Source organism: Jannaschia pagri, from assembly GCF_019655435.1.
Classification (GTDB): domain Bacteria; phylum Pseudomonadota; class Alphaproteobacteria; order Rhodobacterales; family Rhodobacteraceae; genus Jannaschia; species Jannaschia pagri.
In genome coordinates this window covers 101061-126523 of record NZ_BPFH01000003.1, presented here as the reverse complement: position 1 = coordinate 126523, position 25463 = coordinate 101061, and the positions used below count along the sequence as shown (strand labels likewise).

The following is a 25463-nucleotide window of genomic DNA, read 5'->3' as shown; positions in this document are numbered from 1 at the left end:
AGGGCAGGGTCAGCCGTCGGGCAGATCGCCATGGACGGCGACCATGTCCAACTCTGCCGCTTGGGGTTCGATCACCCGGTAGCTTTCGCGCACGCCCGCGTCGGTCAGCTCTCGCGCGACGGTCAGCAATGTGTTGGGCGCATGATCGTCACAGAGCGCCGCCATCTGGGCGATTTCTTCGGCGGCCACAGGCTGCGCGGCGTCTGCCGATGGGGCGCCATAGTAGGTCACGAAATGTTGCGACAAGGCGGACGTCAGTGCCGCGACCTCTGCCTCGGTCACTTCGACGACGGCAACGAATGTGACCCGGCCGAAGGTTTCTAACCCCAGCCATCCGTTGGCAAAGGCCTGACGGGCCTTGCCGGACAAATCGCCTTCGGACCAGTCGGAGAATTCGAAGCCTCCTGAGATGCACCATTCGCCGGTGCGCGCGGGGCTTGCGAAGACTCGGGTGTCGCTCTCGTCGAAATGGATCGCACGGGCGAGTTTCATGGGGCCTCCAGCAGGGTTGTCAGGGGGATCAGATGGGTGGTTTCGGCGTCGCGCAGCAACATGCCGAAGCGGTCGTCCACGCCCAGGTAGGTCCCCGTATGTCCGCTCCGCACGGTTTCCTCGCCGATCCCATGGGCGAGGCCGCGCCATTCCGCGTGCAGGGGGCGGGCGCCGTCGGCTTCCCACCGGGTGATCCAGTTGAGAGTGTGCCGCGCCCAGGCCTCTAGCAACGTGGGCGGGGCCACATCGGCGCAGCCTTCGGCATAAAGCGCGGTTTGGTCGGGAGTCTCCCCGCCATCGCCCTGGGGCCAGAGCGGCAGGGTCAGAGCCACCACCAGCCAATCGGGCACTTGCGTGGGATCACCGCCAGAGGCCCGCATGGTCAGGGACCCGCAGGAGGCGCCGTTGATGCGCAGCCCCCCGTCCCAATCCAGGTGCACGGCCACTTCGGGCGGGGCCAAGGCGCCCAGCGCGTTCTGAAACCCCACCCCGCAGAGCGGCAGCATGGTCACGGCCTCTGCCAGGGGGACATCGGGCGCAAAAACCATGGCCGCTGCCATGCGGTCATCCCGCAAGTCGTGCAGGATCAGCCCCGCATCGCAGCCGCCCGCTGCCCGCATGGCGGCCTGCTCCAGAACGTCGCCTTGCACGGCCTCGCCCTGCATCAGCGGTGGGAATGTCAGGGCCGCCGCGGTCATGCCACGCCCTGGGCCACGAGTCCCGCGGCCACATCCTGGAAGGCGCGGGCCTGGGCGCTGTCGGGCTGGCTGACGACAATGGGCGCTCCGCCATCCGCAGCAAGGCGGATCTGCAGATCCAGGGGCACTTCGGCCAGCAACGGAACATCGAGCTTGGCGGCCTCGGCGGCGACGCCCCCGTGGCCAAAGACGTGTTCTTCGTGACCGCAGGCCGAACAGATGTGCGTGCTCATGTTCTCGATCATGCCGACGATAGGCACCTTGAGCTGTTGGAACATGTCGATCCCCTTCCGGGCGTCGAGCAGGGCCACGTCCTGAGGCGTCGACACGACGATGGCGCCATCCACCTGCGCCTTTTGGCTGAGGGTCATTTGCACATCGCCTGTCCCGGGTGGCAGGTCCACGATGAGAACGTCCAACGCGCCCCATTGCACCTGGGTCAGCATCTGCTGCAACGCGCCCATCAGCATGGGACCGCGCCAGACGACCGCCTGGTCGTCGTTGGTCATCAAGCCGATGGACATGAGCGTCACGCCATGGTTGCGCAGCGGCAGGATCGTCTTGCCATCGGGTGAGGCGGGACGCCCGGAGATGCCCAGCATCCGGGGCTGGCTTGGGCCATAGACATCCGCGTCCAGCAGTCCCACACGCCGCCCCTGCTGCGCCAGGGCGCAGGCCAAATTGGCCGAGACCGTGGATTTGCCGACGCCCCCCTTGCCGGAGGCAATCGCCAGAATACGGTCGATGCCCGGCACTTTCTGAGGGCCTTTCGGCTCCGCCGGGCGGCTGGGGCGAATGTCGGGGGGCGGGGCCTTTTCCGTATGGCCGGTCAGGATGATCGACACAGGGCCAGCGCCGTCCAGCGCGGCCAAGGCCGTCTCGGCCTGTTCTTTGGCTCGGGTATAGGGTTCCACGGCGGAGGTGGGGATCTCCAACACGAAGCGGATGGCGCCATCCTCGCCCACGGATAGGGCGCGCATGACGCCAGAGGCGACAATATCCCCGCCCGCCACCGGGTCGGGGATCTGTTTCAAAGTCTCAAGGACGGTTTCGCGGTCGAGCGGCATCGGGTCAGTCGGCCCCCGTGATCTGGCCCGTGACCTCATGGGTCAGGTCCAGGGCCTCGATGGTGATCGTGGCTTTGACGGAAAAGGTCTTGCCGGTCGTGTCCCCGTCGCGCATCGCCTCTTCGATGGCCTGTTGCGAGGTGACGCCCACCTGCTTCAGGAACTTGCGCATGGACATGTTGAAGTCGTCGCTCATGGTGTCCTCCTATGGTTGAATTGACGCATCCTATCGTCGGCGCCTAGGCTTGGCGGATGATACGTCTTTTCCTTGCTTTGTTGGTCTTGCCCCTGACGGCTACCGCCGGAGAGGTTCGTTTGTACGCGCCGGATGCCTTGGTCGACACCGGTCTGATCCGCCACATCCTGCCGCGTTTCACGCTTAAGACCCAGGTTCGGGTGGCGCTTGTCCCCCAGGCCGAGGCTCAGGTCATGTTGGGACCCGATGGCCGTCCTCTGTGGCAAGGGGCGGGTGCCACCTGGCACCTGGCCGTGCCGGGCGAGGGGGACGATGTGGACCGGTTCGTGACCTGGCTGCGCTCGGACGTGGGCACGAATACCGTGACCAGCTTCGCGCCTGACGGGGCCGCGTTGTTCACCTTGGCGGAGGCCGGGGACGACGGGCAGGACGCGGTGGTCTACGCCGGTGATGTGGCCTTGGGCCATGCGGTCAGCGTCGAGAAATGTGCCCGGTGCCACGCGGTTGAGGCGGGCAAATCGCTGGGTGACATCGGGTCCACACCCTCCTTCGCCCTGTTGCGCGCGCTGCCCAACTGGGAGGAGCGGTTCGTGACCTTCTACGTGCTGAAACCCCACGGTGCCTTTACCCAGATCATCGACCTGACGGAGCCCTTTCCCGCGGATCGGCCAAGCCCCATCGTTCCCATCGCGCTGACGCTGGACGAGGTGGATGCCGTCACGGCCTATGTCGCCGGGATGGCCCCGGCGGATCTGGGGGCGCCGCTGGCCCATCAGTGATCGCGCCGGTTCGACAGGTAGTCATCGGTCGTGCGCGGTCGCGGACGCTGACGCCCCTGGAACGGGTTGCCGTCGGCGTGGAACTGGGCGTTGACGCGGCAGTCGTCGCACATCTGCACCATGCGCAGGGCGCCGTCCGCCTGGTACATGGAATGGCTGGAAAGCTTTTCGGTGATCCGGTCGATTGTGGACTTCACGCCGAAGAGGGTACCGCATTCCACACAGGCGAAGGGCTCTTCCTCGTGGAGCACCCTTTGTTCCAAGGCGGCGGGCGTCAGGTCCATCTGAGGGGCCAGGGTAATGGCGTTCTCCGGGCAGATCCCCGCACACAGGCCACACTGCAGGCAGGCGTCCTCTTGGAAGCGGAGCTGGGGCCGGTCCGGGTTATCGCCAAGCGCGCCCGAGGGGCAGAGCGACACGCAGGACAGACACAGCGTACAAGCCTCCGTGTCGACGACGACCGCGCCATAGGGTGCCCCCTCTGGCAACGGGATGCGCTCCGCCGTCGGGGCCAGGGCCTTGGCAGCTTGGCGCGCCACTTGGCGCCGCGTGCCCATGGGGCGGACCGGTTGGGCCACGGGTGCCTGGGGCTTGGCGGCGAACAAATGGTCCGACAGCGCCTCCGGGTCCGTGACGTCCAGAACCTCGGTGCCTGCCATGATCGCATTGGCCAGGGCGACCTGAGTGTCCAAGGCAGCGCGGTCGGCCCCGGGACCAGGGACAACAGTTACGCTCGCAAACCCGGCGGCCAAGGCGGCCAAAGCCTCCGCATGGCCAAAGGTGTTTAGGGCCGGAAGCTCCAGCGGCAGGACGTCGGCCGGGAGGCCCGTGTGATGCCGCGCGGTCAGGCGGATCATCTCCGACCCGTGGGCATCAACCACCAAGAGGCGCGGGGCCGTGCCGCCCGCGGCCAAATAGGCCTGAGCAAGGGTCTGGATGCGGGTAAACACCTCTTCGACCGGCGGGGCATCGTAGCTGATCGCGCCTGACGGGCAGGCCGCTGAACAGGCCCCGCAGCCCGCGCAGATCGCGGGATCAACAGTGACATGTTCGCCCGCCGAGGAGATCGCCGCCGTCGGGCAGAGGTCCAAACACCGGGTGCAGCCGGTTTGCTCGGCCCGGGAATGGGCGCAGAGCAGGGGCTCCATCCGCACGTGCAGGGTCTTTTCGAAGGTGCCGGTCATATGGCTCGCGGCCATCACAGCGGCAGAGACCGACGGCCCGTGGCTCGGGTCAGCCCGCAGATAGCCGTCTCGCTTCTCAGGTGCCGGAAACAGGGGCAGGCCACCCGTCAGATCCAGGATCAAGTCGCAGGTGCTATCGGCGCCGTCTTGCGGAGCGGTCAGGGTCAGGGGGCCGCGCCCAGATGGATCCACCTGACGGAACCGGTCCAGCGTAACCTCGAACCGACCGAGCGACCCCGTGGCGCGCCGCAAACTACCAGTGACCACGTCATAGGCGCGCGTGTCCGGCACATCGCTGCCATCGGGCAAGAGGACAGTCACGGCCAGGTGTTCGCTAAGCGTCTCGGCGGCGGTGAGCGCCACGTCCGGCGCGCCCAAGATCAGACAGGTTCCGGCGGACATGACGTCCAGCGTGCGGTCGGGACGCCCGGGCACCATCGCCTCAGCCACGAGGGCGGACATTTTGGGCAGTGTGGGGGCGGTGTCTGCGGTCCATCCGGCCCGGTCGCGCAGGTCGAGGGTGGCCGCCGGGGGCAGGTCAAGCTCCTCGGCCAGGGCATCGAAGGTTGCCGCCTCCTGGGTGCAGGCAAAAATTGCGTCACCCTGCGTCAAGGCCGCCGCTGCTTGGTCGATCTGGCGGGTGCAGAGCGCGGAACAGGGGGCAGACACCTGCAGGCCCGTGGTCCGGGCCAGGCCGTCTGCGTCCACCCGTTGGGTGCCCGAACAGTCGCACGTTATCAATGTCTTGGCCATGATATCCCCTCCCGCGGTCCATGGTCATCAAGGGGGTCTGGTCCCTTGAGTCGGACCTCAAGTAGGCACGATTCCAGAGGCGCCACAATGCGGTTTGAGAGCCGGTTCACGGGGGGCGACGGCCAAAACGGCCTCTGATTCGCGGCCTGTGCGGAAGTGATTCGCGAATGCTGCAACGCGGCAGAAAACCTAGTCTTTTTGTCGACTTGGACAATGCGTCCCTGGCGTCGCAACCCATGGGGACAACCTGGCCAAACTGTCCCCAAAGGTGTGCCGAATACGATTGTATGCGGTTTGCCCTTTGTTCGTCGGCGAGAGACGGCCACAGAGGGACGTAGAGGAGAGATCGCATTGATCAAGAACCCAGCAGCCTATCGGAGCCTTCCGATTGGCGTCGTTCTGCGACGTAGCCCCGGCGTGACCCGCTGGGTGCCCTGGGTATGGACGGCCAGTGCGGTCTTGCCGGGCGCAGGTCCCGCCGAATGGCGCGTTTTGCGCAGTGAAGGCGAGGTGACCGAATACCACGCCGCGACACCGCTGCTTGAACTCCATGGCGCCGAGACCGAAGCCTATCTGCACGGGCTGAGCGCGCAGGTCCCCGCAGTCTACATCATCATGCGCCAAGCCCCTGGCGCAGACTGTCCGTTGGACGTGAGCCTTGTCACGGCGTCCCCGTATGAGGCGCAAGACTACACCGACAGCGGCGAAGAGATCGTTGAGAAGGTGCCGATGCCTGCTAGCTTGATCGCCTTCGTGCGGGAGTTCGTCGAGGCGCACCACGCGGATGAGGTCTTTGTGAAGCGCCGCCGCGACAAAAAGCGGGTCGACCTGACCCAGGACGGGATTGGCGATGAGCGGATCGCGAAGGCTGCGGATATCTACGCCTCGCCCACCCTGAAGCGGAGGCGCCTGCAATGAGCGACTTTTGGTCCCGCCGCAAAGCCGCCGTTGAGGCGGAGGCCACCGCCGAGGTGGAAGCCGTCGCCGTCCGGGCCGCCGATGCGGATCGCGCCGATCTGGAGGCGCAGACCGACGAAGAGGTGTTGGCCCATTTCGATCTGCCCGTCCCAGAGGACGCCGATGATCCAGCGGTCTTGCGCAAGTTCCTGACGGACACGATGCCAGCGCGGCTCAAGTCGCGGGCGTTGCGGCGCATGTGGCGGTTGAACCCGGTCTTGGCGAACCTGGACGGCCTCGTGGACTACGGCGAAGACTTCACCGACGCGGCCACTGTGGTCGAGAACATGGCCACGACCTATCAAGTCGGTAAGGGGATGTTGAAAGCCCTGCTGCACGAAACACCCGCCCCGGTTGAGGTGGTTGAGGACGATCCCGCCCCGGATGATGCGCCCGACGATACGCCAGAGGTGACTCAAGAGACGTCCGAAGAACTCGTTGCAGCCGCCCCCATGGCAGCGCCACAGCCCGCCCCGACCTACGCCGCGCCAGAGGATACCCCCGCCCCGGTTCTACCGCGGCGTATGCGGTTTTCGGTCGCCGGCACCCCAGCATGAATGAGGATGATATGACAGACGCCGCCGCCGACATCGCCATCCGCGAAGAAGACCGCCTGCGCGCGGATCTGTATAACTTCCTGGGTGTGATCCTGGCCCAGCCCGCCGATGAGATGCTGTTGGCCCAAACAGCCAGCCTCAGCGGTGATGACAGCGATTTGGGTCAGGCCATCTCGACCCTGGCGCGGGTGGCCAAAGTGTCCAAGCCCAAGGCCGTGCAGAGCGAGTATAACCGGCTGTTCATCGGTCTGGGCCGAGGGGAGCTTCTGCCCTACGCGTCCTACTACTTGACCGGTTTTCTGAACGAGAAGCCCCTCGCCACCCTGCGCCAGGACATGACCGCTCGTGGTCTGGCCCGGGCCGAGACTGTGTTCGAGCCCGAGGATAACATCGCCAGCCTCATGGAGATGATGGCGGCTATGATCGTCGGTCGCTTTGGCCCGCCTGCTCCGCTGGAGGCGCAGCGGGACTTCTTTAACCGTCACATCGCGCCATGGGCCAGCCACTTCTTTGCCGACCTGGAGGGGGCCAAGAACTCGGTCTTCTACGCCCCGGTTGGCACCGTTGGTCGGGCGTTCATGGACATCGAGACCGAGGCCTTCCGACTGGGGGCCTAACCGCATTCCGGGGCTGGCAGGCCCCGGTTCACCCGCGCGGAGCGATCCGCGTGCCCGGCGGGCAACCGCCACCCACCAGAGAGGAGGACTCTCGCATGACCCAGAAAGACACCGGTGCTGATACAAGCCGCCGCGGTTTTCTGAAATTGGCCGGTACGGCCGCACCCGTGGCAGCGGTTGCGGTGGCCACCGGATCGGCGGCTGATGCCGCACCGGCCGAACCCGATCTGACGTCCGAACGGATGCAAGACACGGCGCATACCCGCGCCTATTTCGACTCCGCCCGTTTTTGACGGGTCCCGCGCCGTCCGGGTGGGCCGGGCAGCGCTGACTGGATCGACTGGTTGCGTGACGCCCGACCGATCCCGTCGATCACCTAGCTAGCGGGCCGAAAGGTCCGTGCAAGGGAGGACATCTCCATGTTGCGGAAAAAGACCAATGGGGTTGCGAGACGCCCCCAGCGGACAAGTATCCTGTCTGACGTGGCCACCGCCTCGGTCGACCGCCGCGCGTTTCTGCGTGGATCCGGTCTGGCCATTGGGGGGCTGACGGCCATCGCCGCCACGGGCGGCACGGTAACTCAGGCCAATGCTGCCACCGCCGCCACCGGCGCGGTCGAGTTGCGGAAATCGGTCTGCACCCACTGTTCGGTTGGTTGTACGGTCGTGGCCGAAGTGGCCGACGGCGTCTGGACGGGTCAGGAGCCCGGCTGGGACAGCCCGTTCAACCTGGGCGCCCACTGCGCCAAAGGCGCTTCCGTGCGGGAGCACGCCCACGGCGAGCGCCGCCTGAAGTATCCCATGAAGAAAGAGAACGGCGAATGGGTCCGTATCTCCTGGGAGCAGGCCATCGAAGAGGTCGGCGACAAGATGATGTCGATCCGCGACGAAAGCGGCCCCGACAGTGTCTACTGGCTGGGTTCGGCCAAGCATAACAACGAACAGGCCTATCTGTTCCGCAAGTTCGCCGCCTATTGGGGCACGAACAACGTGGACCACCAGGCCCGGATCTGCCACTCGACCACCGTTGCGGGCGTTGCGAACACATGGGGCTACGGCGCCATGACCAACAGCTACAACGACATTCACAAGTCGAAGGCGATCTTCATCATCGGTGGCAACCCGGCTGAGGCACACCCGGTGTCCCTGCTGCACGTGTTGCGCGCCAAGGAACAGAACAACGCCCCGCTGATCGTCTGCGACCCGCGCTTCACGCGGACCGCGGCCCATGCCGATGAATACGTCCGGTTCCGTCCCGGCACCGACGTGGCGCTGGTCTGGGGGATCCTCTGGCACATCTTCGAGAACGGTTGGGAAGACAAAGAGTTCATCCGCACCCGTGTCTGGGGCATGGACCAGATCCGCGAGGAAGTCGCGAACTGGACCCCCGAAGAGGTCGAGCGTGTGACCGGCGCCCCCGGCAGCCAGTTGCGCCGCGTGGCCCAGCAGCTTGCCAACAACCGCCCTGGCACCGTCATCTGGTGCATGGGTGGTACGCAGCACACCAACGGCAACAACAACACCCGCGCGTACTGCATCCTGCAGCTGGCTCTGGGGAACATGGGCACCGCCGGTGGCGGCACCAACATCTTCCGCGGCCACGACAACGTGCAGGGTGCGACCGATCTGGGCGTCCTGTCCCACACGCTGCCGGGCTACTACGGCCTGTCCGCTGGGGCTTGGGGCCACTGGGGTCGCGTCTGGGAAGAGGATGCCGATTGGCTGGCGGGTCAGTTCGCCAAGACGACCGGCGCCGACGGCAAGGAGAAGTCGCTCCAGAACCTCACCGGGATCCCGGTGTCGCGCTGGATCGACGGTATCCTTGAAGACGCCGACAACATGGATCAGCCGAACAACGTCCGGGCCATGGTTCTGTGGGGCCACGCGCCCAACTCGCAGACCCGTCAGACCGAGATGAAAAAGGCGATGGAAATGCTGGACATGCTGGTCGTGATCGACCCGTATCCCACCGTTTCCGCGATCCTGCATGACCGCACCGACGGGGTGTACCTGTTGCCGGCGGCCACGCAGTTCGAGACCTACGGCTCTGTGACGGCCTCCAACCGCTCCATCCAATGGCGCGAGCAGGTGGTTGACCCGCTCTTTGAATCCAAGCCCGATCACGAGATCATCGGCCTGTTTTCGAAGAAGTTCGGCTTCCACGAGCGGATGTTCCGCAACATCGCGTTGGAAGACGACGGGATCACCCCGAACATCGAGGACACCACGCGCGAGTTCAATCGTGGCATGTGGACGGTGGGCTACACCGGCCAAAGCCCCGAGCGGATCAAGCTCCACATGGAGAACCAGCACACCTTCGACCGCACCACGTTGCAGGCGATCGGTGGACCGGCCGATGGGGATTACTACGGTATGCCCTGGCCGTGCTGGGGCACGCCCGAGATGAAGCATCCGGGCACGCCGAACCTCTATGACATGTCCAAGCCGGTGGCCGAGGGTGGTCTCACCTTCCGTGCGCGCTTTGGCGTGGAGCGGGACGGCGACAACCTGCTGGCCGAAGGCGTCTACAGCGTGGGATCTGAAATCCAGGACGGATACCCCGAGTTCACCATGCAGATGCTGATGGACCTGGGCTGGGACGGCGATCTGACCGACGAGGAACGGGCCGCTATCGACGCGGTTGCCGGTGCCAACACCAACTGGAAGACCGACCTGTCGGGCGGCATCCAGCGGGTGGCGATCAAGCATGGCTGTGCGCCCTTCGGGAACGCCAAGGCCCGCGCGGTCGTCTGGACCTTCCCCGATCCGGTGCCTGTCCACCGGGAGCCGCTCTATACGAACCGGCGGGATCTCGTGGCGGATTATCCGACCTACGAGGATCGCAAGTTCTACCGGCTGCCGACCATGTATGCCTCGATCCAGAAGCAGGACTTCTCGAAGGATTATCCCATCATCCTCACCTCCGGCCGTCTGGTCGAATATGAGGGCGGCGGCGATGAGACCCGTTCGAACCCCTGGCTGGCAGAGCTGCAGCAGGACATGTTCGTGGAGATCAACCCACGGGACGCCAACAACCTGGGCATCCGCGATGGCGGGCAGGTCTGGGTCGAAGGCCCCGAGGGCGGCAAGGTCAAAGTTATGGCCATGGTCACCCAGCGGGTGGGCGAGGGCGTGGCCTTCATGCCCTTCCACTTCGGCGGTCATTTCCAGGGCGAGGACCTGCGGTCCAAATACCCGGATGGGGCAGATCCCTATGTCTTGGGTGAATCCACCAACACCGCCCAGACCTATGGCTACGACTCTGTGACCCAGATGCAGGAGACGAAAGCGACTCTCTGCAAGATCAGTGTCGCGTAAGGAGGAGAGAGAGAATGGCTAGAGCAAAGTTTCTCTGCGACGCCGAGCGCTGCATTGAATGCAACGCCTGTGTCACGGCCTGTAAGAACGAGCATGAGGTGCCTTGGGGGATCAACCGCCGCCGCGTGGTGACCATCCAGGACGGACAGCCGGGCGAACGCTCGATTTCCGTGGCCTGTATGCATTGTTCGGACGCGCCCTGCATGGCGGTGTGCCCGGTCGACTGCTTCTATCAGAACGAAGAAGGCGTCGTCCTGCACTCCAAGGACCTGTGCATCGGGTGTGGTTACTGCTTCTACGCGTGCCCCTTCGGCGCGCCGCAGTACCCGCAGGCGGGCAACTTCGGGTCGCGCGGCAAGATGGACAAATGCACCTTCTGCGCCGGTGGCCCAGAAGAGACGCATTCCACCGTCGAATTCCAGAAGTACGGCCGCAATCGGATCGCCGAGGGCAAGCTGCCCATCTGCGCCGAGATGTGCTCCACCAAGGCCCTGCTGGCCGGTGATGGCGACGTTGTGTCGGGCATCTACCGGGAGCGCGTGGTCGCCCGCGGCTTCGGCTCGGGCGCCTGGGGCTGGGGAACCGCCTATGAGCAAAAGGGCGGCTGATGCTGCTCAGACGGGGGCCGATTGCGGCCCCCGTCGTTCCTATCCGTAAGGCGGTGTTGAACCCGCCATCCCTCAGAGACATTCGGAGACGTCCCATGACCCGCCTCCTGGCGCTCACGCTTACGCTATTCCTGTCCTTGACCCTCGCCGCGCCCACCTTCGCGCAGCAGGCCGAGGCCCCCGCGATCGACCGCTCCGCCACGGGTGGCGCGCCAACCCTCGAAGATATCCTCGCCCGCCAGCGCGGCGAGGCCATCGACCATGCCGAGCGTCGGGCCAACACCGGCGACCCTGATTCCGCCGCTGAAATGGCCGCCCAATTGGGGACCCTGGGCGGTGCGTCTGACCCCGAGTTGTGGCGCGCCCTGCGCTTTGGGACCGCTGATGTGTCCGTGTCCAATGACGGGCCTGCTGCGGGCATCCTCGTCCAAGACAGCGGCATGGCTTGGCTGCAATTCCGCGAAGGACCGCTTCAGACCTACGGCGCCTACCTGCTGGGCGGGACGCTCATTGCCCTCTTGGTGTTCTACCTGCTCCGGGGTCGCGTGATGATCGACGGCGAAAAGACGGGCCGCACCGTGCTCCGGTTCGCCTTCATCGAACGCTTTGCCCATTGGTTGATGGCGGGCAGCTTCGTGCTGCTAGGTCTAACCGGCCTGCTGGTCCTGTTTGGGCGCAAGGTTGTCATTCCCCTGGTGGGGCACGAAGCCTTCACGCCCGTGGCCATTGGCGCCAAGTTCATCCACAACAACGTCTCTTGGGCGTTCATGGTCGGTCTGGCCATGGCCTTCGTGTTCTGGGTCGTCCACAACCTGCCGTCCCGCCACGATGTGGTCTGGATCCTGCGCGGTGGTGGTCTGTTCGGCGGCGGCCACCCGCCCGCCAAAAAGTTCAACGCGGGCCAGAAGGTGATATTCTGGTCGGTCATGATCCTCGGCGGGTCCATCTCGCTGTCGGGTCTGTCGCTGCTGTTCCCGTTCGAGATCCCGATGTTTGCCAAGACCTTTGCCCTGTTGAACCAGGTCGGTGTGGGCGAAATGGTCGGCTACGGCCCCTTGCCCGAGGCCCTGGCGCCCCACACTGAGATGCAACTGGCGCAGGCCTGGCACGCCATTGTCAGTTTCGTTCTGATGGCGATCATCATTGCCCATATCTACATCGGGAGCCTCGGCATGGAGGGCGCCTACGACGCCATGGGCTCCGGCCAGGTGGAGGAGCAATGGGCGCGGGAGCACCACTCGATCTGGCTTGACGAAGTGAAGGCCAAGGAGGCGGAGGCCCCAGCGGGCGCGCGGGCCACTCCGGCGGAGTAAACCTCGGTGAAGGCCCTCACGATCTGCCTGATGCTCTGCGCCGGGGTCGCCTCGGCGCAGGAGTTCACGACCTACAAGGGCCATGGCGGCCCGATCATGGGGTTGGACGTCTCCGCGTCTGGTCAGTTGGCCAGCGCGTCCTTCGACAATGCCGTGGGCCTCTGGTCGAACGACCGGCCCACCTGGCTGGACGGGCATGGGGCTGCCGTGAACGCGGTCCTGTTTCCAGGCGACGGCAGCATTGTGTCTGGGGCCGATGACTTCACGGTTCGACGCTGGCGCGACTCCACGTCCGAGGTGATCGGCCAGCATCAAGGCAAGGTCGCCCATCTGGCAGCCACCCCTGATGGCGCGGTCCTGGCGTCGGCGTCTTGGGACGGAACGATTGGGTTGTGGGGCGACGTCACTGCGACGCTGTCCGGCCATGGCCAGGGTGTGAACACCGTCGCGTTCTCATCCGATGGGGCCACGCTCTATTCCGGGTCTTCCGATGGGACGATCCGCATCTGGGACGTAGCCTCTGCGACGGCCCAGGGTGTGCTCGTCACCCACGGGTTTGGCATCAACGAAATGATCGTCGGGGACGGCTGGTTGGCCTATGGGGCCGTCGACGGGGGCACGCGCGTCATCGACCTTGCCACTGGCGCCCAGATAAAGGACTTCAGCCTGGAACGCCGTCCGATCCTGTCCATGGACTATCACCCTGCGACCGACCGGATCGCCGTGGGGGACGGCCATGGCTACATCATGGTCATCGACAGCGCGGCGTGGCGGATCGCCCAGGATTTTCGCGCTACGCGTCAGGGTCCGGTTTGGGCACTGGCCTATTCCAAGGACGGCGGCACGATCCATGCGGGCGGCATTGACGATGTGATATACGCCTGGCCCGTCGCTTTGCTGGATGACTTCGACCCGGCCATCGGGGCCGAGACGCGCCCCTTTCTGCGCCAGGCGGAGACCATGCCCAACGGCGAGCGGCAGTTCATGCGCAAATGCTCGATCTGCCATGCCTTGACGGCTGGACCGTCGCGCAAGGCCGGTCCGACGCTTTATGGTGTGTTCGGACGGCAGGCGGGGACTGTGCCTGACTATCGCTATTCCCCGACCCTCACGGGGTCGGATATCATCTGGAACGACACCACCATCGACGCGTTGTTCGATGAAGGGCCGGACCACTACATCCCGGGCTCCAAAATGCCCATGCAAGTGATTGCGGCCGCACAGGATCGGATCGACCTGATCGCCTATCTGCGGACCGCTACGACAGAGGACTGAACATGAAAGCCATCACAACCGCCCTTGTGGCGACCGTCGTCATCGCCGTCGGCGCCTGGTTCGTTTTGGGCGAGCTCGGGTTTTCCGTGCAGGACACCCAATCCGGCCCGAACGTGCGGCTGGATTGACGCCATGATGCCCGCTCCGATCTCGGATGTGGATGACTACGGCGAGGCCTTGGCCGCGGCGCGGATCCTGATTGTCGATGACGAGCCGGGGATGCGGCATTTCCTGCGTAAGATCCTCGCGCCCCGCGTCGCCGTCGTGGCCGAGGCGAATGGCCCGCAACAGGCCAGCGAGATCCTGGACAAGGCGCAATACGACATCGTCATCCTCGATAATGTCATGCCCGGCGGCAAGGGGATCGATTGGGTGGCAGATCAACGCCGCAAGGGGTTCTTTGCCGAAACGATCCTCATGACGGCCTATGCCGATTTGGATACCGCCATTGCCGCCATGCGGGCCGGGATCGGGGATTTCGTTCTCAAACCGTTTCGCGCCAATCAGATCCTGGGTGCCCTGTCGCGCACGCTGGATCGGCAACACCTGCGCCGGGACAATTCCCTGCTGCGCCATGCCTTGCGGGCGGGTGATACGGGCACGGACCTCTTGGGGACATCCGTGGCGATCACAGAGGTGCGGGACATGCTGGCCAAGCTGGCGCCCTTGCCCAGTTCGGTTCTGTTCACCGGCCCCTCTGGCGTCGGCAAAGAGGTCGCCGCCCGCAGCCTTCATGCCCAATCGGACCGCGCGGACCTGCCGTTTGTGGCGGTCAACTGCGCCGCTATCTCGCCGGATCGGATCGCGGCGGAACTGTTCGGTCAGGTCGAGGAGGGGGGGCGCCTGCGACCCGGGCTGTTCCTTCTAGCGGATGGTGGCACCCTACTGCTGGACGAGGTGGCGCAGATGCCCGACCAGGTCCAAGCCGCCCTGTTGCGTGTCCTGGAAGACCGTCGCGTCCGCCCCGTTGGCGCGGAGCGGGACATGCCGCTCAAGCTGCGGTTCTTGATTGCGACAAACGCCGACCTGAAAGAGGCGGTCGCCCAGGGGCGGTTCCGCGCGGACCTCTACCACCGGCTAAACGTGGTCCAGATTAGGGTCCCTCAACTCAAGGATCGCGCCGAGGACATCGTGGAGTTGACGGCGATGTTCATGCGCCATTTCTCGCGCGAATTGGGAATGCCGGCCCTTCAACTGAACGATGAAACGCTGCTCCGGCTTCGCCGCTACGACTGGCCTGGGAACGTCCGGGAACTGCGCAACCTGATCGAACGCTCGGTCATCCTGGGCGAGTTCCCGGAGGAATTTGCAGGGTCCGGCGCGGTGACAGGGGACGAGGCCATCGAAAACCTCGATCTGGTCACGCAGCGGCATATCCTGCACATCCTCGACCAATGCGATGGGAACCGGGCCGAAGCAGCCCGCCGCCTGGGGGTGTCGCGCAAGACCATCGACCGGAAGATGGCGGCCTGGGGCTGACCCGTTTTCGGTTGAGAGATCGGGTCCCTAGTCGCTGCCCCGCTATCCCAAGATAGCGTTTTGCAAAGTCTCGCCTGTTCTGGGCGACGGCGCATCAGCTTTGACGAATGTCTCATATGAAATGGCCGGTGGTCGTGCATTCTGACGTCATGGGACGACTTTGGCTTTTGGTGATTGGGTGCCTCTGCCTGTTGGGGGCAGGGGGCCTTTGGGTGACCCATGATCCTTGGATCCAGGCCACGGCAAAGGGTATGGCCGACGCCCGCGCCCTCCATGACGTTCAAGACCGCCCAGACCGCGTCGGCTTCTTACTGATCCAGGACCCGTCCCTTCTGAAAGCGGTGGCGTGGTCGACCACGGGCTCGGTTGTCTACCCAGGCCCGGGCACCTATGCGCCGACGCGCTTTGAGCTGCCCTTGGACACGCTCCAGGATCTCACCCAACTCACGGCTGGCGACTTTCAAGCGAGTTGGTCGGCCTACGACCGCAACGGCGAAGAATTGCTCTATTGTCAGCCCGCGCCACGGCTCTGCCTGATCTATGATCGCGGAGCACTACAGGACGTCTTACAGGTGTCGCTGACAGGCCCAGGGTGGGGGACCATTGGCCTGCTCATCGGGGCGGGACTGGTCAGCCTGGTGCTGGCCTGGCGGTATCGGGTGAGGGATGCGGATACGGCCGACGACGATCTTGTCTTGGTGCCCGAACACCACAGCGCCCGCCGTGGCACGCTGGAGGTTTCGTTGACGCCCCGAGACGTCCGCTTGTTGGCGTTCCTGCAAACGAAACGGGGCGAGGTCGTCACCAAGGACCAACTCTACGACGCGGGATGGGGCCGGGACTTCATGCCCAACTCCCGCGCTTTGGATCAGCACATCATCAACCTTCGCAAGAAGCTTGACCCCGACAAGTCCCGGCCACCCGTGATCGAGACGGTGCGTGGGGTTGGCTACCGGTTGGTGGACTAGCGTTTTTGCATATTTTTTGCGGAGTTCTTGCGGGAATTTCGCACAAGGATAGCGGCAGGTCGCCACCTTTGGTCGGAGTTGAAACCCAGATCAAAAGGTTGAGCCCCATGCGATTTCCGTCTTTGAGCGCCCCCGGCGTTGCGCTCCTCACGATCCTTGCGTCCCCTGTTGTGGCCCAAGATTTCGGTCAATGCGGCAAGCACGTCTCTGACGCCCACGGGACCCACAACCCCGAAGAACTCACGATTTGCAGCCATATCGACCGGATGCGCCAAGGCGAGACCCATCCGGTGCTCGGCTTCATCGGCTACATCGAGGCGAAGGCCGGCAATCATGATACCGCCCGCGAAATCTTCACCACGCTCGCCGATGAAGGCAATTCCTCTGCGATGACCTGGATGGCCTGGATGGAAGACAACGGCCTAGGCGGGCCCGAGGATGCCGAGGCCGCAGCAGAATGGGACCGCCGGTCCATGGAAGCGGGCAGCTCCGTTGGGGCCTTCAACTACGGGCTGGACATCTTGCGGGGTCGCGGTGTCGCCTACGACGAGGAGCTTGGTCGTCGGATCATCGAGCGTGCCGCCGCCTTGGGGGATCGCGCCGCGCAGCATCTGATCGATAACGACTTCGACCTCGATAGCGTCACACCCGATGCCGATGAGTGGAAGTACGAAAAGAAGCTTTTCTGAGACGCGGCCCGTTTGCCGTCGAACGACCGTTTGACGGGGCTCCCCAACCATCATCTTAAGGAGGAGAAGATGACCAAACTCACACGCCGAGAGGGTCTGGCGACCATCGGAACGACCGTCGCCGCCGTCGCTCTGGGCGCCAATGCAAGCCAGGCCGCGACACAGGTCGCTGCGGCCTTTGATCAGTCGAACATCAAGTGGAACACGCTCGAAGGCATCGACCATCTTTGGTATCACGTGCTCAACGTGGACCGTGAGGCAAAGGTCGTCGACCTGCTGCTCAAGTTCGCGGCGAACGAGAGAGTTATTCTCCACAAGCACCATGCGGATTACAGCACGTTCATCATCCAAGGAGAGTTGCGCCTGTATGATGCCGAAGGGGACCTGACCGAGATCCGCCCAACAGCGAGCTTTGTTCAGAAAACCGCAGGCGGCGCACCCCATACCGAAGGGGGTGGCGACGAAGACTGCATTGCTTGGTTCAGTAACAAGGGCACCGATGGCGTTATCTACGAGGTCTTAGGGCCAACGGGCGAAACGGTCGCCACACTAGGCTTGCCCGAGTTCGAAGCACTGATGCAGGCCCAGGATGACCCTGTCCAACCCATCATCCCAAGCTGACATGACGGTTTTCAAAAATAGGCGCTACGGGATGCCGACCTGAGCGCAATACACGGGGCCGTCCTTCGGGGCGGCCCATTTACGTTGCCCGCTGGGTTTCCATTTGGCGGCCGCGACGCATCAAGAGGTCGACGGGCCTCATTCTGCCGGGCCAAGGAACGCACGCCAGCGACGCACAAATGTTCGCCCCAGAGACATGGTCTTAGGCGCAATCTATCGAATAGAGAGGTTTGGTGGAGCCTAGGGGAGTCGAACCCCTGACCTCTTGCATGCCATGCAAGCGCTCTACCAACTGAGCTAAGGCCCCAACGTGTGCAGCCACCTAAGGCAGCGGCGCAGGGGGCGCAAGCGGAAAATCCGCCCGCGCCCCTTGGTCGTTATTCGTCGTCTTTGTCGTCGCCCACGTCGGCGATTTCTTCGAGCGAAACGGTATCGTCCTCGTCATCGTCCAGGACGTCGTCATCGTTGTTGTCCGCCGCGTCATCGTCATCCAGATCGACGTCATCATCGTCCAGCAGCAGATCTTCGTCGTCCTTGGGCTTGGCGTCGGCATCGTCCTTATCGGCCACCAAGACACGGGTCTTGTTGCCGGTATCGATGTTCACGACTTCGCCCGTATAGGGGCTGACGATCGGGTCGCGGTTGAGGTCGTAGAAGCGCTTTCCGGTCGTCGGGCAGACCCGCTTGACGCCCCATTCTTCCTTAGGCATGTCGGTTCCTTCATATCGCTCCGGCTGGGTTACCGGCGAGGGGAATGGGGTGCCATGCCATAGGGGCCGCGCCATGGCAAGTCCCGCGACGGAGCGATGGGAAGGGGCCGGACACATGACCAAGGTCGATACATTGCCGGTGCCCAATATGCCCGGTGTAGTGGTGCATCTGCGGCGGGTCGCGCGGGCCAGGCGGATGTCCCTGCGGGTCGGGCGATCCGATGGGGCGGTGACCCTGACGCTGCCGCCCCGTGTCCCGGTGGCCGAGGCCCAGGCTTTTGTCGCCCAGCAGGCCCCCTGGATTCGTCGACATGTGGAGGCTGCGCCGCCGATCCTCACCGTCGCCGTGGGTCAGACGATGCCGCTGATGGGCCAACCGGTTCCCGTCCGCGCCGGATCTGGTCGCGCGGCGCGTTGGACGGGGACCGAGGTGACGGTGCCGGACACGGATCGGGCGGGCGCGCGGGTCAAAGTCCTCCTGCAATCCTTAGCGCGCAGCCACATCGTGGCCGCCGTGGACCGCTATGCCGATGCTTTGGGCAAGCAGCCCGCGCGCATCACCCTGCGCGACACCCGCTCCCGCTGGGGCAGTTGTTCGTCCCGCGGGGATCTGATGTTCTCCTGGCGCCTGATCATGGCACCGCCCGAAGTGCTTGATTACGTCACTGCCCATGAAGTCGCCCATCTGCGCCACATGGATCATTCGCCGCGGTTCTGGGCCCAAGTGGAGGCCTTGATGCCCGATTGGCGGCCCCGCCGGGATTGGCTACGGTTCGAAGGTGCGGCGCTGCATGCGGTGCGGTTTGACGGGCCGGGGGATGCTTGACCTTCGCGCGCCCGTCAGGACAGGGTAGCCGATGCTTCTCAATCCGCTACCCGAAGGCGCTGGCGCGGCCCATGATCGTCTCTACCGGACGCTGCGCACGCGCATCATGCATGGTGAGTTGGCCCCAGGCGAGGCGCTGACCCTCAGGGGTATCGGACGGGACTACGGTGTCTCCATGACCCCGGTGCGCGAGGCCATGCGCCGTCTGGTGGCCGAGGGCGCGCTGTCGCTGTCGGCGTCGGGTCGGATCACGACGCCCGCCCTGTCCAACGACCGGATCGAGGAATTGGCGGCCCTGCGCTCTCTGCTGGAGCCGGAACTGGCCGTGCGCGCCCTACCGCGCGCCCATATGGCCCTGATCGAGCGTATGGAGGCGATCAATGTCGCCATCGCGGAACAGATCGCGAAACATGACGCCTCCGGCTATATTCGCACGAACCTGGAATTCCACCGAACACTCTATCTGCGCGCCCAGGCGCCCGCGATGCTGGCCATGGTCGAGACGGTTTGGTTGCAATTGGGTCCGACGATGCGGTCGCTGTACGGACGCCTTAACCGGACGGAGCTTCCGAAGAACCATAGGTTGATCGTGGCGGCCCTACGCGCGGGCGATGAACCGGGGCTGCGCCTAGCCGTGCGCGCGGATGTCACCCAAGGCCTTCGGCTCTTGGCGAGTTAAGCGCCCCTCACGTCGGGATCAGGTGCCGTAAATCGCGCAACTCGTGGCGGCGCAGGCGCAGGCCAGCCGCCAAGAACTTCAACATGTTCCGGTCGTGCATGGTCAACGGACCATCCGCCAAGAGGACGGACACCGCCGCATTGAAGACCACCAGCTTTTCTTTCTGCGTCAGGTCAGCCGCCATATACAGAAAGTTCGTGGGGATAATGACGCGGTCCGCGCGCACGGCGGCTTCGCGCAGGTGGTCCGCAGAATAATCCATGTTGGTCGTGTTACGGGCGACCTCGACGGCGCGCTTCAGACGCTCCCCGTCGATCTTTCGGGACCGCCAGACGCAATGGACAATCGCATCCGCCACGCGAAAACGGACCCCATCGGGCAGGCCCAGAATCTCACGCCGGAGGGCACGCCGCCGCAGGCGCAGCTTGTGCACACAGAACGCGAAAACGGCGGCGAGCCCCATCAGACCGATCACCCAAGGCAGCAGGCTCACGGTCTCCCACCAGTCGGCCAGGGCGGTTGGGACAAAGCTACGGTTCTGCGCCGGAGCCGTTTGCGCCTGCCCGGAGGCTGGCGCCAGCGCCCAGATGACTACGGCGGAGACAGCAAGGGACAGGTAGACGGACACGGGGGATTTCATGGCAGCGGACCCAGGTGATCTTCAACGACCTGTCTGAGAGACCACTAAAAGACGGCGACAATTTGAAACAATCGATGTCCGATCATGGCGTGCGAAGGGTAACACTTGGACGCCGATGCCGTGACCTAAGGTAAGGTTTTGGGGCCCTATCCCGCGCCGTATCCGCGCGGTCGTGGACCAAACCCCAGTGAACATCCGCTGTCGGCTTCACTGGGGCAAAGGGGCGGAGTTAATCCTGCCCTTAGCTGTGGATCGGCCCGTCCCCGCAGGCCAGCGCCGCTTCGCGCATGGCCTCGGAATAGGTCGGGTGCGCGTGGCAGGTCCGCGCCAGATCCTCGGCCGCCGCGCCGAATTCCATGGCGACGCAGACTTCGTGGATCAGGTCACCCGCCATGGGACCGATGACGTGGCAGCCCAGGATGCGGTCCGTTTCCTTGTCGGCCAGCATTTTAACAAAGCCGTCCGCTGCGAAGTTCGCCTTGGCGCGGCCATTGCCCATAAAGCTGAACTTGCCGACCTTATAGGCGCGGCCTTCGGCCTTCAGTTGGTCTTCTGTCAGCCCGACGCTGGCGACCTCGGGGTGGGTGTAGATCACGCCGGGGATCACGTTGTAGTTCACGTGCCCCGCCTGACCGGCCAGGATTTCAGCGATGGCCATGCCCTCGTCTTCGGCCTTGTGGGCGAGCATGGGGCCTTCGGTGACGTCGCCAATGGCGTAGATGCCGTCGACGTTGGTCTTATAGTGCTTGTCCACCGCGATTTGGCCGCGTTTGGTCATCTGAACGCCCAGGGCATCCAGACCCAGACCTTCGGTGAAGGGCTTGCGACCGGTGGCGACCAGGCAGATGTCGGCCTTCATCTCATGGGTGCTGTCGTCTTTGCGCAGGGCGTAGTCGATATGGGCCTTGCCGCCCTTGACCTCGACCTTGCTAACGGCGGCACCGGTGATGAACTTGAGCCCTTGCTTCGTCAGAAGCTTTTGGAATTGCTTGGCAACTTCTGCGTCCTGACCCGGCGTGATGCCATCCAGGTATTCGATCACGGTGACCTCGGCGCCCAGGCGCGCGTAAACGCTGCCCAGTTCCAAGCCGATCACACCGCCGCCCACGACCACCATTGAGGATGGGATCTTCGATAGCTCAAGCGCACCGGTGGAGGTCACGATGACCTTCTCGTCGATCTCCACCTCGGCGCCGGGCACATTGGCCGACTCGGAGCCGGAGGCGATGATGATGTGCTTGGCCTCGTGGACCTCGTCCCCGACCTTGACCTGACCGGCGGCGGGGATGGAGCCCCACCCTTTCAGCCAGTCTACCTTGTTCTTTTTGAACAGGAATTCGATGCCCTTGGTGTTCTGGCCAATGACGTCGGTCTTATACTCCAACATCTGCTTCCAATCGACCGAGGGCGCTTTGCCCTTCAGGCCCATCTTGGCGAAGTTGTGTTCCGCCTCGTGTAGCTGGTGCGAGGCGTGCAGCAGCGCCTTGGACGGGATGCAGCCCACGTTCAGGCAGGTGCCGCCGAGGGTCTCGCGCCCTTCGACAACGGCTGTCTTCAGCCCCAGTTGCGCGCAGCGGATGGCGCAGACATAGCCGCCTGGGCCGCTGCCGATGATGATGACGTCGTATTGGGCCATGGTGCCTCCGGTCGTTTATTCCATGGGTGATCTGGGGGTGACGCCGGTCGGATTTGGGTCCGACGCGATGGTGCCTCAGATCAGTGTCGAGATAACCATCAAGATGGTCGCGAAGAACCCCGCCATCCACACGACCGACCGCCAGGGGCTGAGGTCGAGGGCATAGGAGGGAACGTAAAGGATGCGCGCGCCCAGGTAGGCCCAAGCGCAGGCGGCGGTGAAGGTCGTGGATTGGTCGGAGAGGGTGACCAAGGTCACGGCGGCGGTGAAGAGGATCAGACCTTCGAAGTGATTGGTCAGCGCCCGTTGCAACCGACCGCCCAGGTCTGACATCGGGCGGCTGGGCGCGCGATCGCGGGCTGACATGGCATAGCCAGGGCCCACGTCCAGATTGGCCCGGATCGAATAGGCCCCGAACTGCACGGCTTGCAGCAGGATGGCCAAAGCCAGCACGGTGAGTTCTGCGGTCATTGCGCGGGCCTCCAGAACAGCAGGGCGAGACCCAGCAGCAACCCGGCGGCCAAGGGCACATCCAGGTGTAGGATCGACAGCCCATCGCGGCGGGCCGTGACAACGCCCTGGGCCAGGCCGATCAGGGCCAAGATGGCCAAAGCGGCTGCGGGCCAGGGCGACCCCGTCCGCAGCCAGAGGGCCAGGGCCAAGAACAGCGGGACCTCTCCGATAAGGAACGGGGTGAGCGACGCCCATTGGTCCCGTGGCGGCATCCATGCGGGGATCGTTGCCCCATGGCGGAACGCCTGGAACAGGGACAGCACCGCAAGACGCAAGGCGACCATGGCGCCCAGGATCGTCAAGGCTCCCGTCATGGCTCTGGCCAGTGGTAGGCCACGTCTGCCAAACGCGCGACGGGAAAGCTGAACAGGAACCGCATTTCGCTGTCTTCGGCGGCCCAACCATGGGTTAGCCCGGCTGGGATGAAGACGGTATCCCCGGCCTCAATGGGCTTGGCGCCGCCGGGCAACAGGACCGAGCCGCGCCCGGACAGCACATAGGCCGTCTCGGCGATGTCGTGGCTGTGGCTCTTTTCGACGCCTCCGGGGGCAAGGGTCGCGATGCCGTGGACCAGCGCGTCGGAGGGGCCATGTTCAGCATCCACCAGCATCTTGAACGATACGGTGCCCCGTTTGGGGTCGTTCCATTCGCTATCGATCAGATCCGCTTCGCGGATCAAAAGGGCGGGTCCGGTTGCCTGCGGGGTCATTTGCGACCCCGCCGGATCAGGATGTAGGTCGTGAAAGCCGAGATCGCCGCATAGCCCGCCGCCAGATACCAGAGCACGGGGTCGGGCCCCTGCCAGGCTTGGAGCGCGATGACCAGGACGACGGCGATGCCGACCCGGATAAGCCAGAAGGCGATGGCGCGGTTGGTGGGGGTCATTGGGGGTGCTTCCTCCCGTAACGTTCCATAAGGACAACGGTTATGAGGGCGCATCCAGGCAGGAGTGACAGATACACCAGCCATTCGGTTGAGATGAATGATAACGGTAGACCAAAGCTGATCGGCAGGGCCATTGCAGCGCGAGGATTATGTCTAAGTAGCCTTTTGATCCTGACAACAGGCTTAAGCAGCAGCCACCTTTGTTGTGTACACTCGGACATTAAGACAAAGCCACCACACGTTCCTGCAAGCAACAGGAGCAGCCAAGCGAATTGGATCAACCTGTTTTCGGCAGCAGGCACACCAAAAAGGCCCGCGAGCATGATACTCGCGACAACCCCTGCGATCCCGAGAGCTGTCACGAAGGAGAGCGCCGCCGTCTCTGACATTGGAGCATCTGGTTTCATCATGCTGTGCACTATCGAGCCGCCGCCTGCTTGTGGGTCGATGAAGCCCGGAACCCGATTGGGCCCAGGCTTCGTCTCGTTCTCAGGTCACAGGTCCATCAGCAACCGGCGCGGATCCTCCAGGGCCTCTTTGACGCGGACCAGGAAGGTCACGGCGCCTTTGCCGTCGACGATGCGGTGGTCGTAGCTGAGCGCCAGGTACATCATCGGGCGGATGACGATCTCGCCGCCGACGACCATGGGACGGTCCTGGATCTTGTGCATGCCCAGGATGCCCGACTGCGGCGGGTTCAGGATCGGCGAGGACATGAGCGAGCCATAAACACCCCCGTTGGAGATGGTGAAGGTCCCGCCCTGCATATCCGCCATGGACAGCTTGCCGTCACGGGCCGCTGCGCCCTTTTCGGCGATGGCCTTTTCGATCTCAGCAAAGGACATGGCGTCCGCATCGCGGATCACCGGCACAACGAGGCCTTGGGGCGTGCCTGCGGCGATGCCCATGTGGACGAAGTTCTTGTAGACCACGTCGGTGCCGTCGATCTCGGCGTTGACCTCGGGCACCTCTTTCAGGGCGTGGACGCAGGCCTTGGTGAAGAAGGACATGAAGCCCAGGCGGACGCCGTGCTTCTTCTCAAACAGGCCCTTGTACTCGTTGCGCAGGTCCATGACCGCCTTCATGTCCACCTCGTTGTAGGTGGTCAGCATGGCGGCTGTGTTCTGGCTGTCCTTCAGGCGCTTGGCGATGGTCTGGCGCAGGCGGGTCATCTTGACCCGTTCCTCGCGCGCGGCATCGGAGGCGGCCACAGGCGCACGCGGGGCGGCCGCGGGTGCAGGCGCCGGGGCCGCAACGGCGGCTGTGGCGGCCTTCAGCACGTCTTCCTTCATGATGCGCCCATCCCGGCCCGAGCCTGCGACGGTGGCAGGGTCGATGCCCTTCTCGGCCATGATCTTGTTGGCGGAGGGGGCGTTTTCCACGTCCGCACCGGTTGGTGCTGCGGCGGCCGGTGCGGGGACAGCGGTCGCGGCGGGGGCGACCACGGCGGCCCCGGCCCCGGCAGCGATCAGGGCCAGCTTGCCGCCGGCCTCGACGGTGGAGCCTTCGGCGTGCAGCACTTCGGTCAGGGTGCCAGCGGCAGGGGCAGGCACCTCGACGGAGACCTTGTCAGTCTCCAACTCGCAGAGCATCTCATCGGCGGCGACGGCGTCACCGACCTTCTTGAACCAGGTTGCCACGGTGGCTTCGGTCACGCTCTCGCCCAGGGCCGGGACCATGACATCGACGACCTCCGCAGCCGCTGCTGCGGCGGGCGCTTCGGTCGCTGGGGCCGCGGCGGCTTCGGGGGCAGGGGCTGCGCCAGCACCTTCGGAGATGGTTGCCAGCAGGGCGTCGACACCCACGGTATCGCCTTCGGCGGCGACGATTTCGCCCAGGGTGCCAGCGGCGGGCGAGGGCACTTCGACAGTGACCTTATCCGTTTCCAACTCACAGAGCATCTCATCCACGGCGACGGCATCGCCTGGCTTTTTGAACCAGGTGGCGACCGTGGCCTCGGTGACGGATTCGCCCAGGGTGGGGACTTTGACTTCAGTGGACATG

General features: G+C 64.5%; 29 protein-coding genes and 1 tRNA gene. 16 read left to right on the top strand and 14 right to left on the bottom strand.

From position 1 onward, the window contains the following. Positions 1 to 9 precede the first annotated feature (9 nt). From K5R33_RS08880 to K5R33_RS08865, 4 genes are read right to left on the bottom strand one after another with little or no spacing between them, the layout of a single operon-like run. A complete protein-coding gene (locus K5R33_RS08880; protein WP_220748677.1) occupies positions 10 to 492 on the bottom strand; it encodes a DUF6505 family protein in 483 nt (160 codons plus the stop codon). Then, entirely contained in the window at positions 489 to 1190 is a 702-nt protein-coding gene (locus K5R33_RS08875; protein ID WP_220748676.1) for a biotin/lipoate--protein ligase family protein, read from the bottom strand. The genes K5R33_RS08880 and K5R33_RS08875 overlap by 4 nt, the downstream gene beginning before the upstream one ends. Next, positions 1187 to 2257 carry an Mrp/NBP35 family ATP-binding protein gene (locus tag K5R33_RS08870; protein ID WP_220748675.1) on the bottom strand — a complete coding sequence of 357 codons (1071 nt, stop codon included), beginning with the start codon at positions 2255 to 2257 and terminating at the stop codon, positions 1187 to 1189. The genes K5R33_RS08875 and K5R33_RS08870 overlap by 4 nt, the downstream gene beginning before the upstream one ends. Before the next feature lie 4 nt (positions 2258 to 2261). Further along, positions 2262 to 2453, bottom strand: coding sequence for a DUF6494 family protein (locus K5R33_RS08865; protein ID WP_220748674.1), 192 nt, complete (start codon positions 2451 to 2453; stop codon positions 2262 to 2264). A 56-nt stretch (positions 2454 to 2509) separates the two neighbouring features. Between K5R33_RS08865 and K5R33_RS08860 the strand changes: the two genes are divergently transcribed. After that, positions 2510 to 3232 (top strand): cytochrome c, encoded by a 723-nt coding sequence (locus tag K5R33_RS08860; RefSeq protein WP_220748673.1) that lies wholly within the window; start codon positions 2510 to 2512, stop codon positions 3230 to 3232. Here K5R33_RS08860 and K5R33_RS08855 read toward each other — a convergent pair. Beyond that, positions 3226 to 5169 carry a 4Fe-4S binding protein gene (locus K5R33_RS08855; RefSeq protein ID WP_220748672.1) on the bottom strand — a complete coding sequence of 648 codons (1944 nt, stop codon included), beginning with the start codon at positions 5167 to 5169 and terminating at the stop codon, positions 3226 to 3228. The two genes, K5R33_RS08860 and K5R33_RS08855, sit on opposite strands and share 7 nt — an antisense overlap. 351 nt (positions 5170 to 5520) lie before the next feature. Here K5R33_RS08855 and K5R33_RS08850 point away from each other — a divergent pair, with 351 nt between their 5' ends. From K5R33_RS08850 to K5R33_RS08795, 13 genes are all read left to right on the top strand, one after another. Further along, entirely contained in the window at positions 5521 to 6087 is a 567-nt protein-coding gene (locus tag K5R33_RS08850) for a DUF3305 domain-containing protein (protein ID WP_255576271.1), read from the top strand. Beyond that, complete coding sequence (locus tag K5R33_RS08845; protein ID WP_220748670.1) at positions 6084 to 6683, top strand: DUF3306 domain-containing protein; 600 nt, start codon at positions 6084 to 6086, stop codon at positions 6681 to 6683. The genes K5R33_RS08850 and K5R33_RS08845 overlap by 4 nt, the downstream gene beginning before the upstream one ends. 11 nt (positions 6684 to 6694) lie before the next feature. Next, a complete protein-coding gene (locus tag K5R33_RS08840; protein WP_220748669.1) occupies positions 6695 to 7300 on the top strand; it encodes a TorD/DmsD family molecular chaperone in 606 nt (201 codons plus the stop codon). A gap of 95 nt (positions 7301 to 7395) precedes the next feature. After that, positions 7396 to 7593 carry a twin-arginine translocation signal domain-containing protein gene (locus K5R33_RS08835; RefSeq protein WP_220748668.1) on the top strand — a complete coding sequence of 66 codons (198 nt, stop codon included), beginning with the start codon at positions 7396 to 7398 and terminating at the stop codon, positions 7591 to 7593. A gap of 126 nt (positions 7594 to 7719) precedes the next feature. After that, entirely contained in the window at positions 7720 to 10617 is a 2898-nt protein-coding gene (locus tag K5R33_RS08830) for a formate dehydrogenase subunit alpha (RefSeq protein ID WP_220748667.1), read from the top strand. A 14-nt stretch (positions 10618 to 10631) separates the two neighbouring features. Continuing rightward, on the top strand, positions 10632 to 11225 hold the full coding sequence (gene fdh3B, locus K5R33_RS08825; RefSeq protein ID WP_220748666.1) for a formate dehydrogenase FDH3 subunit beta: 594 nt from the start codon (positions 10632 to 10634) through the stop codon (positions 11223 to 11225). Positions 11226 to 11320: 95 nt separating this feature from the next. Next, positions 11321 to 12538, top strand: coding sequence for a formate dehydrogenase subunit gamma (locus tag K5R33_RS08820; protein ID WP_220748665.1), 1218 nt, complete (start codon positions 11321 to 11323; stop codon positions 12536 to 12538). 6 nt (positions 12539 to 12544) lie between these two features. Further along, a complete protein-coding gene (locus K5R33_RS08815; RefSeq protein ID WP_255576270.1) occupies positions 12545 to 13813 on the top strand; it encodes a c-type cytochrome in 1269 nt (422 codons plus the stop codon). Positions 13814 to 13815: 2 nt separating this feature from the next. Continuing rightward, the gene (locus K5R33_RS19040; protein WP_255576269.1) at positions 13816 to 13941 is read left to right on the top strand and encodes a hypothetical protein; all 126 of its coding nucleotides are present in this window, start codon (positions 13816 to 13818) and stop codon (positions 13939 to 13941) included. Positions 13942 to 13945: 4 nt separating this feature from the next. Next, positions 13946 to 15292, top strand: a complete 1347-nt coding sequence (locus K5R33_RS08810) for a sigma-54-dependent transcriptional regulator (protein ID WP_220748664.1) — start codon at positions 13946 to 13948, stop codon at positions 15290 to 15292. Between the two features lie 116 nt (positions 15293 to 15408). Then, positions 15409 to 16260 carry a winged helix-turn-helix domain-containing protein gene (locus tag K5R33_RS08805; RefSeq protein WP_220748663.1) on the top strand — a complete coding sequence of 284 codons (852 nt, stop codon included), beginning with the start codon at positions 15409 to 15411 and terminating at the stop codon, positions 16258 to 16260. 107 nt (positions 16261 to 16367) lie between these two features. After that, positions 16368 to 16949, top strand: coding sequence for a tetratricopeptide repeat protein (locus K5R33_RS08800; protein WP_255576268.1), 582 nt, complete (start codon positions 16368 to 16370; stop codon positions 16947 to 16949). Between the two features lie 69 nt (positions 16950 to 17018). Beyond that, positions 17019 to 17570 carry a hypothetical protein gene (locus K5R33_RS08795; protein WP_220748662.1) on the top strand — a complete coding sequence of 184 codons (552 nt, stop codon included), beginning with the start codon at positions 17019 to 17021 and terminating at the stop codon, positions 17568 to 17570. 231 nt (positions 17571 to 17801) lie between these two features. Here the strand turns inward: K5R33_RS08795 and K5R33_RS08790 are convergent. Together K5R33_RS08790 and K5R33_RS08785 are read right to left on the bottom strand one after the other, a co-directional pair. After that, a tRNA-Ala gene (locus K5R33_RS08790) sits at positions 17802 to 17877 on the bottom strand. A 70-nt stretch (positions 17878 to 17947) separates the two neighbouring features. Beyond that, a complete protein-coding gene (locus tag K5R33_RS08785) occupies positions 17948 to 18280 on the bottom strand; it encodes a TIGR02300 family protein (RefSeq protein ID WP_220748661.1) in 333 nt (110 codons plus the stop codon). A gap of 73 nt (positions 18281 to 18353) precedes the next feature. Between K5R33_RS08785 and K5R33_RS08780 the strand changes: the two genes are divergently transcribed. Next, positions 18354 to 19106, top strand: coding sequence for a M48 family metallopeptidase (locus K5R33_RS08780; protein WP_373314153.1), 753 nt, complete (start codon positions 18354 to 18356; stop codon positions 19104 to 19106). A gap of 31 nt (positions 19107 to 19137) precedes the next feature. Further along, positions 19138 to 19785, top strand: coding sequence for a GntR family transcriptional regulator (locus K5R33_RS08775; protein ID WP_220748660.1), 648 nt, complete (start codon positions 19138 to 19140; stop codon positions 19783 to 19785). Between the two features lie 7 nt (positions 19786 to 19792). On the opposite strand, the gene K5R33_RS08770 is transcribed toward K5R33_RS08775, so the two are convergent. The 7 genes from K5R33_RS08770 to odhB form a co-directional block, all read right to left on the bottom strand. Next, complete coding sequence (locus tag K5R33_RS08770; protein WP_220748659.1) at positions 19793 to 20425, bottom strand: hypothetical protein; 633 nt, start codon at positions 20423 to 20425, stop codon at positions 19793 to 19795. A gap of 241 nt (positions 20426 to 20666) precedes the next feature. After that, the gene (gene lpdA, locus K5R33_RS08765) at positions 20667 to 22061 is read right to left on the bottom strand and encodes a dihydrolipoyl dehydrogenase (protein WP_220748658.1); all 1395 of its coding nucleotides are present in this window, start codon (positions 22059 to 22061) and stop codon (positions 20667 to 20669) included. Positions 22062 to 22136: 75 nt separating this feature from the next. Next, positions 22137 to 22532, bottom strand: coding sequence for an MAPEG family protein (locus K5R33_RS08760; protein WP_220748657.1), 396 nt, complete (start codon positions 22530 to 22532; stop codon positions 22137 to 22139). Then, the gene (locus K5R33_RS08755; RefSeq protein WP_220748656.1) at positions 22529 to 22888 is read right to left on the bottom strand and encodes a hypothetical protein; all 360 of its coding nucleotides are present in this window, start codon (positions 22886 to 22888) and stop codon (positions 22529 to 22531) included. Before K5R33_RS08755 ends, K5R33_RS08760 begins: the two co-directional genes overlap by 4 nt. After that, on the bottom strand, positions 22885 to 23283 hold the full coding sequence (locus tag K5R33_RS08750) for a cupin domain-containing protein (RefSeq protein WP_220748655.1): 399 nt from the start codon (positions 23281 to 23283) through the stop codon (positions 22885 to 22887). The genes K5R33_RS08755 and K5R33_RS08750 overlap by 4 nt, the downstream gene beginning before the upstream one ends. Next, on the bottom strand, positions 23280 to 23459 hold the full coding sequence (locus K5R33_RS08745) for a hypothetical protein (RefSeq protein WP_220748654.1): 180 nt from the start codon (positions 23457 to 23459) through the stop codon (positions 23280 to 23282). The genes K5R33_RS08750 and K5R33_RS08745 overlap by 4 nt, the downstream gene beginning before the upstream one ends. Before the next feature lie 494 nt (positions 23460 to 23953). After that, the gene (odhB, locus tag K5R33_RS08740) at positions 23954 to 25462 is read right to left on the bottom strand and encodes a 2-oxoglutarate dehydrogenase complex dihydrolipoyllysine-residue succinyltransferase (protein WP_220748653.1); all 1509 of its coding nucleotides are present in this window, start codon (positions 25460 to 25462) and stop codon (positions 23954 to 23956) included. Position 25463 lies beyond the last annotated feature (1 nt).